17 protein-coding genes are annotated in these 14,878 nt (G+C 45.7%); 11 read left to right on the top strand and 6 right to left on the bottom strand.

The features are described 5' to 3' along the window. Positions 1-3 precede the first annotated feature (3 nt). The 3 genes from K5620_RS20905 to K5620_RS20895 form a co-directional block, all read right to left on the bottom strand. The gene (locus K5620_RS20905) at positions 4-1,050 is read right to left on the bottom strand and encodes an ABC transporter substrate-binding protein (protein ID WP_016400114.1); all 1,047 of its coding nucleotides are present in this window, start codon (positions 1,048-1,050) and stop codon (positions 4-6) included. An 18-nt stretch (positions 1,051-1,068) separates the two neighbouring features. Continuing rightward, positions 1,069-2,178: an ABC transporter ATP-binding protein gene (locus K5620_RS20900; protein WP_016400113.1), complete on the bottom strand. Its 1,110-nt coding sequence runs from the start codon at positions 2,176-2,178 to the stop codon at positions 1,069-1,071. Positions 2,179-2,364: 186 nt separating this feature from the next. Beyond that, positions 2,365-3,285, bottom strand: a complete 921-nt coding sequence (locus tag K5620_RS20895; protein WP_016400112.1) for a LysR family transcriptional regulator — start codon at positions 3,283-3,285, stop codon at positions 2,365-2,367. A gap of 123 nt (positions 3,286-3,408) precedes the next feature. Here K5620_RS20895 and K5620_RS20890 point away from each other — a divergent pair, with 123 nt between their 5' ends. Further along, the gene (locus tag K5620_RS20890; RefSeq protein ID WP_016400111.1) at positions 3,409-4,404 is read left to right on the top strand and encodes an NADP-dependent oxidoreductase; all 996 of its coding nucleotides are present in this window, start codon (positions 3,409-3,411) and stop codon (positions 4,402-4,404) included. 44 nt (positions 4,405-4,448) lie between these two features. Here K5620_RS20890 and K5620_RS20885 read toward each other — a convergent pair whose 3' ends face one another. After that, the gene (locus K5620_RS20885; RefSeq protein ID WP_016400110.1) at positions 4,449-5,066 is read right to left on the bottom strand and encodes a glutathione S-transferase family protein; all 618 of its coding nucleotides are present in this window, start codon (positions 5,064-5,066) and stop codon (positions 4,449-4,451) included. Between the two features lie 104 nt (positions 5,067-5,170). Between K5620_RS20885 and K5620_RS20880 the strand changes: the two genes are divergently transcribed. From K5620_RS20880 to K5620_RS20840, 9 genes are all read left to right on the top strand, one after another. Further along, positions 5,171-6,046 (top strand): LysR substrate-binding domain-containing protein, encoded by an 876-nt coding sequence (locus tag K5620_RS20880; protein ID WP_016400109.1) that lies wholly within the window; start codon positions 5,171-5,173, stop codon positions 6,044-6,046. Between the two features lie 35 nt (positions 6,047-6,081). Further along, positions 6,082-7,026 (top strand): chemotaxis protein, encoded by a 945-nt coding sequence (locus K5620_RS20875; RefSeq protein ID WP_016400108.1) that lies wholly within the window; start codon positions 6,082-6,084, stop codon positions 7,024-7,026. A 78-nt stretch (positions 7,027-7,104) separates the two neighbouring features. After that, complete coding sequence (locus K5620_RS20870; RefSeq protein WP_016400107.1) at positions 7,105-7,827, top strand: substrate-binding periplasmic protein; 723 nt, start codon at positions 7,105-7,107, stop codon at positions 7,825-7,827. An 84-nt stretch (positions 7,828-7,911) separates the two neighbouring features. Further along, positions 7,912-8,730 (top strand): DUF2797 domain-containing protein, encoded by an 819-nt coding sequence (locus K5620_RS20865; RefSeq protein ID WP_040306738.1) that lies wholly within the window; start codon positions 7,912-7,914, stop codon positions 8,728-8,730. An 80-nt stretch (positions 8,731-8,810) separates the two neighbouring features. Further along, the gene (locus tag K5620_RS20860) at positions 8,811-9,050 is read left to right on the top strand and encodes a DUF2607 family protein (RefSeq protein ID WP_215426322.1); all 240 of its coding nucleotides are present in this window, start codon (positions 8,811-8,813) and stop codon (positions 9,048-9,050) included. A 147-nt stretch (positions 9,051-9,197) separates the two neighbouring features. Then, positions 9,198-10,031 (top strand): ZrgA family zinc uptake protein, encoded by an 834-nt coding sequence (locus tag K5620_RS20855; protein ID WP_016400103.1) that lies wholly within the window; start codon positions 9,198-9,200, stop codon positions 10,029-10,031. 1 nt (position 10,032) lies between these two features. Next, positions 10,033-10,749: an ABC transporter ATP-binding protein gene (locus K5620_RS20850; RefSeq protein WP_016400102.1), complete on the top strand. Its 717-nt coding sequence runs from the start codon at positions 10,033-10,035 to the stop codon at positions 10,747-10,749. Next, a complete protein-coding gene (locus K5620_RS20845) occupies positions 10,736-11,962 on the top strand; it encodes an ABC transporter permease (protein ID WP_016400101.1) in 1,227 nt (408 codons plus the stop codon). The genes K5620_RS20850 and K5620_RS20845 overlap by 14 nt, the downstream gene beginning before the upstream one ends. A 12-nt stretch (positions 11,963-11,974) precedes the next feature. After that, positions 11,975-12,454: a DUF3299 domain-containing protein gene (locus K5620_RS20840; protein WP_016400100.1), complete on the top strand. Its 480-nt coding sequence runs from the start codon at positions 11,975-11,977 to the stop codon at positions 12,452-12,454. Here K5620_RS20840 and K5620_RS20835 read toward each other — a convergent pair. Together K5620_RS20835 and K5620_RS20830 are read right to left on the bottom strand one after the other, a co-directional pair. After that, the gene (locus tag K5620_RS20835) at positions 12,451-12,696 is read right to left on the bottom strand and encodes a DUF6868 family protein (protein WP_016400099.1); all 246 of its coding nucleotides are present in this window, start codon (positions 12,694-12,696) and stop codon (positions 12,451-12,453) included. The two genes, K5620_RS20840 and K5620_RS20835, sit on opposite strands and share 4 nt — an antisense overlap. A gap of 89 nt (positions 12,697-12,785) precedes the next feature. After that, positions 12,786-13,778, bottom strand: coding sequence for a DUF2914 domain-containing protein (locus tag K5620_RS20830; RefSeq protein WP_016400098.1), 993 nt, complete (start codon positions 13,776-13,778; stop codon positions 12,786-12,788). 335 nt (positions 13,779-14,113) lie between these two features. On the opposite strand from K5620_RS20830, the gene K5620_RS20825 reads away from it, so the two are divergent. After that, the gene (locus K5620_RS20825) at positions 14,114-14,851 is read left to right on the top strand and encodes a gamma-glutamyl-gamma-aminobutyrate hydrolase family protein (RefSeq protein WP_016400096.1); all 738 of its coding nucleotides are present in this window, start codon (positions 14,114-14,116) and stop codon (positions 14,849-14,851) included. Positions 14,852-14,878 lie beyond the last annotated feature (27 nt).

Below are 14,878 nucleotides of genomic sequence, written 5' to 3'. Positions count from 1 at the left end.
CTGTTATTTCAGCAGCCACTCGTTAAATTTCTCACCTAAGGACTCGCCATAATCAGCCCAAAACTCACCAGATGCTTTAACGCCTTTATCTAGGTGTGAAGATGGCAGTTTTGGAATAACCGCTTTATCTACATAAGCGTAAGATGAGTTACGAGTAGGGCCGTAAGCCACTTCAGGCATGCCGCTCAATGGTTTTGAGCTGGTGGCAAAACGGATAAACTCCATGGCTAAGTCTTTTTTCTTGGTGCCTTTTACAATGGCCCAAACGTCTAAGTCATATAAGTGAGCATCCCACACCATCTCAAAAGGTTTTCCCTCGCTTTGAATGGCGTCGAAGATCCGCCCGTTGGCCGATTGAACCATCACGGCACCACCATCATTGAGCAATTGCGGCGCTTGTGACCAGCTGTCGAACCAAACGATGTCGTCGGCAATGGTGGCTAACTTGGCAAAGGCGCGAGCTTGGCCTTCGTCGGTTTCTAATACTTCATAAACCTGCTCTTTTGGTACACCATCGGCAATTAATGCCCATTCTAAATTTACCTGTGGGCGCTTACGTAAAGCACGTTTCCCAGGGTAAGTTTTGGTATCGAAAAAGTCGGCTATAGAGCTGGGTTGGCCACCTTTAATGGTGTCGTTGTTGTAGGCATAAAGCACCGTCCAAACAATGTTACCCACGCCACATTCATTGGCGAGTGCTGCTTCGCTAAAGTCTTCTGCTGCAGGCACGCCGTCATCACCCGGTGGTAGGCTGGCGTGGTCAATCACTTCTAATAGGCCTTCTGAACAGGCGCGTTCGAGATCAATCACCTCTACGTCGATCACGTCCCAAAGAATGTTACCACTCTCTACTTGGGCTTTAATTTCGGCAATACCACCGGAGTAGTTTTCAAATAAAATCTTGTGGCCGGTTTCTTTCATGAAGGGGTCTAGCATATGTTTTTGCTGGGCTGCGCCATACGCACCACCAAAGGATACGGCGGTGAGTTGGTCGGCATTGGCAATGCTACAGACCGAGGCGAGAGCAAGAACTGGAAGTAAACGTTTCATAGGTACCATCCTTTACCATTAAGAGCTTGGGGGTGGATTAAAAGCTAACCCGTCATTAACGGACCACGTTAGTTTAGTGATTGTGCCAGCGGCAATTTGTGGTGCATCGTGATCGTTGAGAACTTTTACCATGAGCTCGGTTTTGTCACGAAGCTTAAAGAAGTAGCGAATAAAGTCGCCCACATAGAGGCGCGTAATAAACTCTGCTTCAATTCGGTTATCAAAACGATGTTTGTCGCTTTCTATAAATAGGTTTTCTGGGCGAACAGCCAGCACACAAGCATTACCAGACTCTGGGCAATCCATGGCTTGGCCACTAACCACACTGCCATCGCTTAACTCTACTTTGGCTAAGCCTTGAGCGCGATTGAGTACCTTGCCTTTGAGGTGATTGTTTTCACCGATAAAGTCGGCGACAAAGGCGTTTTCGGGGCGCTCATAAAGCACGTCTGGTGCGGCGCATTGTTGCACAACGCCATCGTTAAATACGGCGATGCGATCTGACATGGTGAGCGCTTCAGTTTGGTCGTGGGTGACATAAATAGCAGTAAAGCCGATGGCTTCGTGCAGCCGCTTAATTTCCAGCTGCATTTGTTCGCGAAGGTTTTTATCTAATGCGCCTAGCGGTTCATCCATTAATACAATCGAAGGCTCAAAGATAAGTGAGCGCGCTAAGGCAACCCGTTGTTTCTGGCCGCCAGATAAATGCCCAGGGTAGCGTTTGCCAAAGCTTTCTAGTTCTACCAAGGCTAAAGAGTCGGCCACTCTGCGGCTAATTTCTTCTTTGGGAAGTTTACGTACCGCTAAGGGATAAGCGAGATTTTCGGCTACGGTCATGTGGGGAAATAATGCGTAGTGTTGGAACACCATGCCGATATTGCGATTGTAAGGAGCTACGTTGGTAATCGCTTGGCCATTTACTAGAATTTGACCACTGGTGACATCTTCAAAGCCGGCGAGCATCATTAAACAAGTGGTTTTGCCAGAGCCTGAAGGACCTAGCAAGGTAACAAACTCACCCTTGCGAATATCAAGATTAAAGTTTTTTACCACTAAGCTGCGTTGATCGTAGCTTTTTTTAACGTCAACAAAGCGCACATATTGTTGGTCACTGACCGGCTCGCCCATAAACAGTTCCTTTTGCTAAGAGCTTGTTGCTAAAAGTAGACCAAGTAATCAAGAATCGAACGTAACATTATCTTAACAAACAAGTTTGCAGAGAAAAGTGCAAAGTTTGAACAGCTTAGTGGAAACATCAGCATAATATGCTGAATAGTTAAACACGCAGGGTTTAACTGTTGGCTGCTTTGTTTGTTAGCCTAAGTATTCACTAGGCTGCTGCATTAGTTGCGATACGATAAAGTCTACCGCTACCTTTACCTTAGGAATTTGATACTTAAGCCCTTGGTACAAAAGATAAATGCCAGTAGTTTCAGCAGGCGATACTCGAATATCTTGGCCTACTGAAAAACGCACTAAACTGCCTTCGGCAAGTTGTTGGCTAATTCCCCACTCTGGCAGTAAAGCAATGCCATCACCACTTTTTGCTGCGTTGACTAAGCTTGTACCATGATTGCTAATTAAGCGAATAGGTGGATGTAATTCTTGCCATTTTTGTTGTTCTTTATATAGCCAAGGCAGTACTTTTTCTGGGCTTCGATAGCGTAAGCTGGGGTGTTGATTAAGCTCGAGAGGGCTTTGTGGTTGGCCATTGCGCGCTAAATATTCTGGCGAAGCACACAAAACAAAATGATTATTCGAGAGCTTTTTGGCAACAATGCGTTCGTCGGGTGCTGTGCCGCCACGAATTGCGATATCTATTTGGTCGCGGCGCAAGTTACTTAACTGATCACTAAAGTGAAGATCTAACACGATGTCTGGGTAACGTTTTGAAAATTCGCTCAAAATAGGCGTTAAACATAGCTCCCCGTAGCTTGGCATCGCACTAATTGACAGTAAACCACTGGGGTGATGTTGCTGTTGTTTTAGCAGGTCTTCCGCATCACTTAAGCTGTGTAAGGCCGGTAATATCTGCTGATAGTATAAATCGCCTAACTCGGTAAGTTTTACCTGACGAGTGCTGCGGTGCAGCAATTGTTGTTTGAGTAAGGCTTCTAAATCGGCAATCCGTCGTGATACCGAGGAGGGCGGCACATCAAAGGCATTGGCAGTATTGGTGAAGCTGCCAGATTCAGCAAGGTGAGCAAAATATTGCAGGGCGCGTAACTTATCCATCAGGGTCACTTTTGTCTAAAAGGCAATAAAGTTTAGCTTAAAGGGCTATTTATTCCTATTTGTAAAGCTATTTACAATGAAAGCGTAAATAATGATGAATACTATTCACTTAAGGAAGCCTGCATGTCGAGCTATCAGTCAATTCATTTGGTAAAGCGCCCTGTTACTAACATTGAAGCCAGTTGCTTTGAAAGCCGCAGCCACGCTGTAGAGGCTTTGCAAGATGGCGAGTTTAGGGTTAAGCAAACACATATGTCGTTAGACCCAGCAATGCGTGGCTGGATGAGCGCTGATACCGAGAGTTACATTCCTCCGGTCGCTTTAGGTGATGTAATGCGCGCTAGCGGTATTGCTGAGGTGATTGAATCTCGCAATGCGCAGTTTCCGGTAGGTGCTACGGTAATGGGCATGTTTGGCTGGACCGAACAAGCCGTCAGTAATGGTGCTGGGATAAACATTATTCCTGCTGGCTTACCTGCGGAAGCGGTGTTAGCAGTATTAGCCCTACCAGGCATGACCGCCGCTCAAGGCTTGTTAGAGATTGCTAAACCAAAAACAGGGGAAACCTTATTGGTAAGCGGAGCTGCTGGCTCGGTAGGTTCTTTGGTTGGGCAAATTGCCAAGGCTGAAGGTTTGCACGTAGTGGGAGTGGCTGGTAGCGACGAAAAATGTCGCTGGCTAGTAGAAGAATTAGGCTTTGATGGTGCTGTTAATTATAAAACCGATAACATTGCCGAAAAGGTCGCTGAGCTAACATCCAAAGGTATTGATATTTATTTCGAAAATACCGGCGGTGAGATCCAGCAAGTGGCCATTGATAATATGAATACTTTTGGTCGCATCGTAGTGTGTGGAATGATTGCCGATTACAACACCGAGCAGCCTTCGGCTGGCCCTAACTGGATCCCCATTGTTAAAAAGCGTTTGTCGATTCAAGGCTTTACCATGCCTGACCACTTTGATAAGGCTCCACAGTTAATGCAGCAAGTAAGCAGCTACTTGCAAGCGGGCAAGCTAAAGTATCGCGTTCATGTTTTAGAAGGCTTAGATTCAGCCATCGAAGGCATCAATTTGCTGTTTAGCGGCGAAAACCAAGGAAAGCTACTAGTTAGATTGTAAGCGTTTGGCCAAGCCGATTGTCGGCTTGGTCTTTTTTTACTGCTCTAGCTTACTCGTGCCGAATCATCGTTAATGCTGACATAGTTGTTTACTTGAGCCACTCTCTCCAACCAAGCCAAAACGGCTGGGAATTTCTGTAAATCAAATCCGCCTTCTTCTGCTACGTGGGTATAGGCATACAAGGCAATATCAGCAATAGTAAGAGTGTTCGCCACAAAATAATCATGTTGGCTAAGGTGCTGCTCCATCACCGCTAATGCAGCGTAGCCTTGCTGTTGTTTATCGGCTAACTGAGCCTGACGCTCTGCTGTTACCCCAGCGTGGGTAAGCCAAAATCGTGGGCTGGCAATGTTTGGCTCATGGCTATATTGCTCGAAACTCATCCATTTTATAACTTGAGCTTGTTGCCAAACATCTTGTGGCCAAAACGGTGTTCCTTGGGCTAGATAAAACAAAACAGCATTAGACTCTGCCAAGCAGCGTCCATCGTCAAATTCAAGCACAGGTATTTTGCCGTTAGGGTTTAATGCTAAAAACTCCGCGGTGCGTGATTCTCCCTTCACGATGTCATAGCTTTTAAGTTGATAGCTTTGGCCTAGTAGGCTAAGCAATAAGCGAATTTTGTAGCCGTTTCCAGAGGGTAAGTAGTCGTGCAAAATCATAGCGAATCCTTGTGCTTAGGTAATGCGGCTAGTGTGACAAGTTGCTTGTAGTTTGAATAACGATTATTTTTGATGGCAACTATTAACGATGGTGATGGGTTGAAATGGACATTGATGCTTTACGCAGCTTAGTGGCTTTTGTAGAAAGCGGTAGTTTTACCCGAGCGGCTAGCCAAACCTTTCGCACCCAGTCTGCGATTAGTGCGCAAATGAAAAAATTGCAGCAAGAAAGTGTTAGCCCTTTGTTTGAAAAAGAAGGCCGTAGTTTAGTGCTAACCCCTGCTGGTCAAGCCTTAGCGAGCTATGCGCGGCGCATTATCAGCTTGCACGACCAAGCTGTCACAGAGCTGAAGCACAGCCACGATAGAGTGAACTTACGCATTGGCTGCCCAGACGATTATAGTGTGTCGGTGTTACCTTTATTGTGCGAATTATTGCAGCAAACTATTCCCAATTTGTGTTTACGCTTGTCTGCTGCGCCCAGTGTGAAATTAAGAGAAAGCTTGGATCAAGGCGAACTTGATTTGGCCATTCTTACTCGCAGCCCAGATAGTGACGAAGGTTATTTGTTGCGCCATGACCAAGGCGTTTGGGTAAGCCATAAAGAACGCGATTTAAGTCAATTACGGCCTATGCCATTAGCCTTATATGAAACTGATTGTAAGTTTCACGCCAGCGCGATTGATGGGTTAGACAAGGCAGACATACCTTATCGTTTGCTCGCAACCAGTGCCAATCATAGTGGTCTACATGGTTTGGTCTCGCAAGGATTAGCCGTAGCCGCTCTGGCGCGATCTAGCAAGGGCGAATTGCAAGAATTGTGCGCTAAAACAATGCCTCCCTTGCCAGCAATTGATATTGTAGTTGTTGCTGCCACCCAGCCACACGCGGCGTGTAGTAGTGAAACAGTTAAACAAATTTGTCAGCGGTTTCGCCAGCAAGATGCCTATTTATTAGACACGCCAGCTGAAGCGGTATAACGTTGAAAGTTATTTAAATAGAGTAAGGATGCTTCATGAGTAGCGCCACTAGTCAAACCCAAGGTTTATTGCACTTTAGGCTGTCCCTAAATCAGCTATTTGCAATTGGCACCTTAAAGGTGCGTGAAATTGTGCCTTATACACGACTTACTGCCCTACCGCATTCTCACCAATATGTACTGGGTTCCGCCTCGCTGCGTGGCCAAACAATTTCGGTGATCGACATGGCTGCCGCCGTGGGCTACCGACCTATTGCCGAAGAAGAGCTTGAATCTTGCTCGATCATTATTACTGATGTTAGTCGCCAAACTGTCGGCTTCTTAGTGCGCGGCATCGAAAAAATAACCGAATGTCGTTGGCGCGATATTGATCCACCACCGGGCTCTTTAGGCAAAGACGCTTATGTAACCGGAGTGACTCGGGTTGATGACAAACTGGTGCAATTATTGGATATTGAAAAGCTAATTGCCACGGTTTTCCCCGATGATGAAGAGCGAGTACGTGTGTCGGTAAGTTTGCCAGACCAAGCGATTCTTGCGCAGCTTAAAATTTTGCTGGTGGACGATTCGGCCACCGCCCGTAAGCAATTAGCCAGTGCCCTAGATAGCATAGAAATTGACTATCAAATGGCCAGCGATGGCGCTACTGCATTTAAGATGATGCAGCAAGCTGCTGCTCAAGGTAAGCCAATTGATGTGCTGGTGAGTGATATTGAAATGCCGGGCTTAGATGGTTACGAACTCACTTTTGAAGTTCGCAGTGACCCTGGTGTTGCTAATGCCTACATTATTTTACATACCTCGTTATCTAGCGAAATTAGTGTTGATAGGGCTAGCCAAGTGGGGGCTGATGAAGCCTTAACCAAGTTTGATGCGGGTGAATTGATCGACGCTATGTTACGTGGGGCCGAGCGGGTATCTGATGACATTACTAAGGTTGGTTTAGCAAAAAAGACCGGAATCCTTGAGGGGATGTTTTAGTAAAAACTAACATTTTCTGCACCCTTTGGTGCCGATATACTATGCTTAAAAGGTGAACCACTTTTAGGGTTTAGCCTAATGAATGGCCTTCGTTGCTTTTTGTTACTCTGCCTTCATTGTTCTGCTTTTGCTGACAGCAATAGTATTAAAGTAGCCACCGATGAGTGGCTAAATTATTCCAACAAAGACCAAAGCGGTTATTACTTTGGTTTGTTGCAACGGGTTTTCCCCAATTACTCCTACAACGTTCAGTTTATGCCCTATTTGCGCAGTATTGCCATGCTGGATCAGCAGCAGGTAGATATTGTGTTTGGCGGGGCGGCTGACGATTTTGCTCGCGCTAACTGTTCAACTTTCCCGATAGAAATAGATCGTAGCGACATGTTAATTAGCCCCGAATTGGCTAGGCACTATCACTCTCCGCAAGATCTCATTGGCAAGCAAGTGGTCTCGCAGCTTGGTTACGATTGGCAAGATCTTTTGCCGGAAGGAGTGAATTACCGTGAGTACGCAAGCTTAGAGCAAATGATAAAGCTTTTGCACCATAAGCGCGTGGATGCAGTATTAAATTATCAGGAAGACATTAATTATCTGCTAGAGCAAAAGCCAGAATTGGCTGGTGACTATGTGCTGGTGAAAAACGTATTGCATTACAGCTCTACTTTTTGCTTTTCTGCCAATCCAAGAGGGCGTTATCTACAAACGCGTTTTGATAAAACTATACCTATGCTGGTGAGCAGTGGCGAGTTAAAACAGTTAATGCTGCTAGAGCTGGGCAGCGACGATAACTATCCCTATTGATGCTAGGGCTTCTGAGGGCTTGGACAGTTACCCGCTTTGCTTTACACTGCTCAGCCATAATAAGACTTCAGAGAGTGGCGGACCGTGCAGGGACATCTATCAAAAATGCGAGCAGAACTGGGCGAACAAGTTCAGTACTATTTGCCTATTGGCGAGCAAGAGTTACATCTTAATCCACTAATCGGTGAATCTTTAGCTTTCGAATTTACCGGTAAAATAAACTGCCGAAGCTGTGGTAAAGCCACCAAGAAAAGTTACTCGCAAGGCCATTGTTTTGTGTGTATGCGTAAGCTGGCCAGTTGCGATATGTGCATTATGAAGCCTGAAAGTTGCCACTATGCCCAAGGCACCTGTCGTGAGCCAGAATGGGGAGAAGCAAATTGCATGATTCCTCATTATGTTTACTTGGCAAACACGTCTGGCTTAAAGGTGGGCATAACTCGCCATACCCAAATACCAACACGTTGGATTGACCAAGGTGCTACTCAAGCCCTACCAATATTTAAAGTTGCCACGCGCCAGCTTTCTGGTTTGGTAGAAATAGAATTAGCTAAGCTGGTGGCAGACAAAACCAATTGGCGAGCTATGTTGAAAGGCGATGCGATAGAGTTAGATTTGATAGCCGAGCGTGAACGTTTGTTGCCTCAAATTGGTGAGGCCTTGGCCGATCTAGCAGAGCGCTTCGGCTTAGAAGCCATAAGTGAGTTGCCCGATGAGCAAGTGATTGATTTAAATTTTCCTGTTGCTCAATATCCAAGCAAAATAAGCAGTTTTAACTTAGATAAAAATCCCTTGGTAGAAGGGCAGCTGCAAGGAATTAAAGGCCAGTATTTAATCTTTAACAATGGTGTGATAAACATTCGCAAGTTTGGCTCTTACGAAATAAAACTATTGTCTGAATAAGCCAATTTACCAGCAGTATCGGAAATAGAATGATCTTACAGACTTGGCAAAAGAGACTTACATGCATACTGATTTTATCAGTGTCTTGGTTTGTCTTGGCTTGGGCTGAACATCAAGTTGAACGGCTTGATCCAGAGCACTCCGAGCTACATTGCCAACTCTGTTTTAATTTGGAAAAACTGGCAACAGCGATAGTCAGCAGCGTACCGCTGATTGTATTGCTTAAACGTCGCCAAGTTTTTGTTAGAACAGTTTACTTATACACCAGCCAGCATGCGCTCGCTGCTAGTGCCCGCTCTCCACCGTCCATGAGCTGCTAATTTAGCTAAACAAGGTTTGAATCTCGCAATACAGCTGAGTATGGTTAGCGTTAAGCAAACACGCTTGCTCCTTGCTGTTAGCCAGTTTAGTTAGATTGGTATTGATTGATTTAGTCACTTACTTTTTAAAAATCATGGATACTTATAATGAAGTTAACGCCTATATATGCGGCCGTTTTTGGCCTGTTTTCTTGCGCAGCTAGCGCCCAGTCTGCTCACCAACATGGTGTTGCCGAGCTCTTTTTTGCCGCCAGTGGTGAAGAGCTAGAGATTGAAATCCATTCTCCGGCCGATAATTTTCTTGGTTTTGAGCATGCACCAGTCAACGAGCAACAACACAAGATATTGGATGACGCAAAAAAACAAGCAGCTCAAGGCATGAGTTTGTTTAGCTTTGCCGGTGGCGAATGTGAGCTTGAAGAAGTTACTCAGCATTGGGGAAGCTTAGACCACGCGGATGCAGAGCATGAAGACCACGATCACCATGACCACGCTGCGCACGACGAGCATAAAGGCCATGATGATCATGACCATGCTGCGCACGATGAGCATAAAGACCACGACGATCATGACCATGCTGCCCACGATGAGCACAAAGACCATGATGATCATGACCACGCTGCACACGATGAGCATAAAGACCATGACGATCATGACCATGCTGCACACGACGAGCACAAAGGCCATGACGATCATGACCACGCTGCACACGACGAGCATAAAGGCCATGACGATCATGACCACGCTGCACACGATGAGCACAAAGGTCACGACGATCATGACCACGCTGCTCATGCTAGCCACGAGGATGTGCGCTTAACTTACCATTTCCACTGTCATCACTTAGATGAACTGAAAAGTTTCGACCTAGAGTTGTTTAAGCTTTTCCCTCGTATGGAAAAAATCCAAGTACAAGGTGCTAGTGAGCGTGGCCAAGTAGCGTTTGATGTTACGCCAGCGCAAAACAAGGTGAACTTATAATATGAGCCAGTCTGCTTCTCTATTAGCCTTAGAAGAAGTGGTATTTGCGTGGCCGGGTGAAACACACCCGGCCATTCATATTCCTCATTTAACTATTGCTGCGGCTAGCCATACCTTTATTCATGGGCCAAGCGGCTGTGGTAAATCTACGCTACTCAGCTTGATTGCTGGGGTGATTAGCCCGCAACAGGGCAAGTTAAGTTTCATGGGACAAGACTGTGCCAGCTTAAAAGCAGCGCAACGTGACCAACTGCGAGCCGATCATATTGGCTACGTATTTCAGCAGTTCAACCTGTTGCCCTACTTGTCGGTACTCGAAAATGTCGCTTTGGCTTGTCAGTTCTCTAAGTTACGTCGACAGCGAGCTTTAAGCCGCTCATCGTCGGTATTGGATGAAGCGCGTCGATTATTATCGCATCTACAGTTGCCTGATAAGCAGCTTAATCAGCCAGTTGGCCAGTTGAGCATTGGCCAACAACAGCGGGTGGCTGCGGCTCGCGCAATGATCGGCTCTCCAGAGTTAATTATTGCCGATGAACCCACCTCAGCGTTGGATAAAACCAATCGCGAACATTTTATGAACCTGTTGATGTCTGAGTTAGAGCACTGTGATAGCAGCTTGTTATTGGTGAGTCACGATCAAGAGCTAGCGAATCGTTTCCATCAGGTGGTTGATTTGCCAGCACTTAATTTGGGAGGTCAACATGAGCTTGCTTAAATTGGCTTGGCATAGTTTGTGGGCAAGGCGTGGTACCGCATTGCTTAGTTTGCTTACCATCGCCCTTAGTGTGGCCCTATTGTTAGGTGTGGAAAATCTACGTACTCAAGCTAAATCGAGTTTTGCCTCAACCATCTCTGGCACCGATTTAATTGTGGGTGCACGCAGTGGCCCTACTCAATTACTGCTTTATTCGGTATTTCGCATTGGTAATGCCACCAATAATATTAGCTGGGACAGTTACCAAGAAATTGCAGGTCAGTCGTCGGTAAAATGGTCGATCCCTATTTCCCTGGGGGATTCGCATCGCGGCTATCGTGTAATGGGCACCACCAATAGCTTTTTTGAGCATTATCAATACGCCAATAAACAGCCTTTAGAGTTTGCCCAAGGCCAGCAATTAAACGATACCTTTGAAGTGGTATTAGGCGCCGAAGTTGCCCGCAAGTTGGGTTATAAACTGGGTGACAAAATTGTAGTGGCACACGGAATTGCTGCAGTAAGTTTTGTTAATCATGACCAGTTCCCTTTTGAAGTGAGCGGCATTTTAAAGCCTACTGGTACGCCAGTAGACAGAACGGTGATAACCTCGCTTGCTGGCATCGAAGCGATTCACCTTCCACCGCAAGCACAGCCATTTACCGAGGCTCAGTTAACGCCTTCAAGCATCACTGCAATGATGCTGGGCACACAATCCCGCTTACAAATTTTTAATTTGCAGCGGCAGATTAATCAATACAAAAATGAAGCGCTGTTAGCGATATTGCCAGGAGTGGCTTTGCAAGAACTGTGGGGCATTTTAAGCATTGCCGAAAGTGCTCTGTTAGCGGTATCCATTTGTGTGGTTATCACTGGCTTAATGAGCATGTTAAGCACCTTGATGGTGAGCTTAAAAGAACGCCGTAGAGAGATGGCAATTTTGCGCTCGGTAGGGGCTAAACCGCGACATATCTTTGGTTTGTTACTGATTGAAGCCTTGTTATTGAGTGCGTTAGGCGCTTTGCTTGGCTTAGCCAGCATGTATCTAATTTTGGGGGCAGCGAAACCTATACTGCTTAATCAGTTTGGTTTCTATTTAGTGTTAAACTGGCCTACTGTAGAGCAATGCTACTTATTGCTGGCCGTAGTTGTGGTGGGCTTTTTAGCTGGCGTACTACCTGCTTGGCGCGCTTATCGTTATTCGCTTAGCGATGGCATGAGCATAAAAATTTAGTAAGGGTAAAACATGAAACTAGCTTATTACGTAGTGGGTTTATTGCTGGTTAGCATGAACCTACAGGCCAATGGCGTAGACGTTTGGAACGAGTTGCTGCCAGAAAATGAACGCAACATGCCGATGCCTGAAATTGATCACAACATACCGCTGGATCAGGCCGGTCAGCAAAATCTCAATGTGAGCGTAAATAAAGAGCTGGACGGCAAGCCAATCCGTATTCCGGGCTTTGTAGTACCGCTGGATACCGAAGGGGAGTTGGTGAAGGAGTTTTTATTGGTGCCGTACTTTGGCGCTTGTTTGCATTATCCGCCACCACCGCCAAACCAAATTGTTTATGTTACTCACTCAAAAGGTTTACAGCTAGAAGACTTATGGGAACCTGTTTGGGTTGAAGGAACCATCAATACTCAAGTTCAAACTGTTGAAGGGGTAGCCACCGCTGGCTATTCAATCAGCGAACCTGAGTCGATCGTGTTGTATACCGATTAATCTAACACAATACCTAGGGCGATATATGGCACTACGTAAAACGCAATAATAGCGGTTTTATACAGTGCCAAGCCTAGGTAATGAAAGCGGTCGAACTTCTCTACGCTAAGGTTGAACCATTTAGAGTGCAGTTTGTAGGTCCAGTCGTGAGCTAGGGTTAAAAAAGCAAACCAATACAGCAATACCGCAATATTGATAATGGCTCCCCAGCCTAACGCGCTGCGAATTAACTCAAGTTCCATAACGTCACCTGTATATTTTTAATTATTTGAAAGCAACTAAGCCACTTAATCAATTTACCATTGCTTAGTGTCACTGCAAGCCTATTGGCTTATTCCACAGTAAAGTTTTGTTCAAAAATGCGTACTTGCTGTTGATTGTATATCGCGACTTGCCAGTCGCCGCGACTGTTTAAGTCAAAGCGCTTGCTGGCATTGGTGCGCCAGCGTGGGCCACCAATGTCTAAATCAACCGATGCCTGAAGTTGCTGCTGGTGATACCAGTTTACTTGAATGCTTTGACCTTGCATCTCACGCAACTCCATAAACAAATAGACCTGCTGAATTTGATTGAGCTCAATTCGAGTTAAGTTGTCCACTGGCTCTCGTTGGCTAATGGTAGAACTTAGCTGGGCTCGAGCGACTTGGCTCGATGCCTTATTGGTTTGCTCAGAGCTGTGAGCAAGCTCCCTATCAACATTTCCGGCCGCAACGGCCTCTTCATTAGTTGCTGTTTCAACCTTGCTTGCTGCTGGCTCTACGACAACATTAGCTTGAGCGGCAGGTATGCTTATTTGCTCGCTAGCAAGCTCTGCTTGTTCTGAAGTGCTGGGAGTGGTGTTGGCTAAGTTATTAGCTTGCTGCTTAGCTTGTGCGGTATCGGTCTCCGGCTGAGCTAGGTTTGTTTTTGAGGTGTTCTTTGTTACTGCGACTACCGGCTCACTAACTGCCTGTTCCGTTTTTGAGGGCTGCAGCTGTTGCTCTTCATTAGCCACAATCGGCGAGCTTTCAGCTGCAATCTCTTCAAATTGTTCGGTTTGAGGTTGCTCGGTTGAGGCTTCTAAGGCTGGTAACTCTGCCTTATCGGAATTATTTTCAACTTGGCTGGCTTGTTGGTTTGTAAAGGCATTCGACTCGGCTGTAGGTTCTGCGTTAGCTGGCCACATTAAATGCAGCAAAGCGAATATAACTAAGGCAAGCACTATCAATGCGGCAAAAACTTTGCGTAAGTCAAAGGGTGGCTTTGGCGCGGGAACTTTATCTATAGTTGCCGCTTGGTCTGCGGATGAGTTGAAATGTATTTTGATGCTTACTTGTTCTGCCATGACTGAGGATTTGCCCCATACTCCAATGAAAACTGCTGGGCGATTTTACCGATTATGCGCCTTAGCTGCTATTGATTTACCTTAAATCTGGTCGTTGTTGTTGTGTGGTTGCGCTATGCCTTCCGTCTACTGTTTAGTAAAAGCGTTCATTTCTAGAGAGCTTTAGGCAGAAATCTCAGCATATTGTCTTAAAATCTCTTTTATCTTCGGAATTATCTAGCTTTTATCCTTCGGCTTCAAACAACGAGTGTTAAATATATTTTACATTTTTCCTTTTGTGTGCCAATTTAGCTTTAATTAAATTTGCTAAATTTTGACGAGGTTTTGCAGAGGATATGGAACATAAACAAGCTCTCATTGGTGTTATTACTTGTCATAAACCGCAAGGTTTATATCAGGTGCAAAGTGTTAATGAGTTTTACTTGAACGCTTTGGAAAGCTATGACGCAGCCCCGGTATTACTGACTCACCAGCTAAAAGGGAGAAGTTTGCAACGGGTATTAGATGGCCTAGATGGAGTATTATTTACCGGTAGCCATTCTAATGTGCACCCCGAGTTATATGGCGCTAAACATTTAGAGCCGCGCTTAGACCGAGGGCGCGATAGCTTGGCATTCTCTATTGTTGAATATTCTAAACAGCATGGTTTACCTGTTTTGGGAATTTGTCGCGGCTTTCAGGAGATGAATGTCGCCCTAGGTGGCAGCCTGCATCACAAAGTCTATCAACTTGGTGGTTGTGTAGAACACCGAGAGCCGGATACCGAAGACTTCACTAAAAAGTATGCTGATCAGCACTCTTTGCAGCTTGCTCAAGACAGCTGGCTGGGCGATTGGTTAGATAGCGATACGATTCAGGTTAATTCCTTACATAATCAAGGCATTAATCGGCTCGCTGAGCCTTTGTTGGTTGAGGCGCAAGCAGAGGATGGTTTGGTAGAAGCGTTTCGGCTTGCTGAACACCCATTTTTCTATGCTGTGCAATGGCATCCCGAGTGGCAAGCCAGCGAAAATAAGGTATCACAAGCCATTTTTAGCCAATTTTTGGCAGCGGCAAAACGCCGTGCTGCGTAGCAGTTACTAGGGTTAACAGACCATTGG

Source organism: Agarivorans albus, from assembly GCF_019670105.1.
In the GTDB taxonomy this organism is placed as follows: domain Bacteria; phylum Pseudomonadota; class Gammaproteobacteria; order Enterobacterales; family Celerinatantimonadaceae; genus Agarivorans; species Agarivorans albus.
The sequence above is the reverse complement of the archived record's forward strand: the minus strand, read 5'-3'. Positions and strand labels throughout refer to the sequence as shown.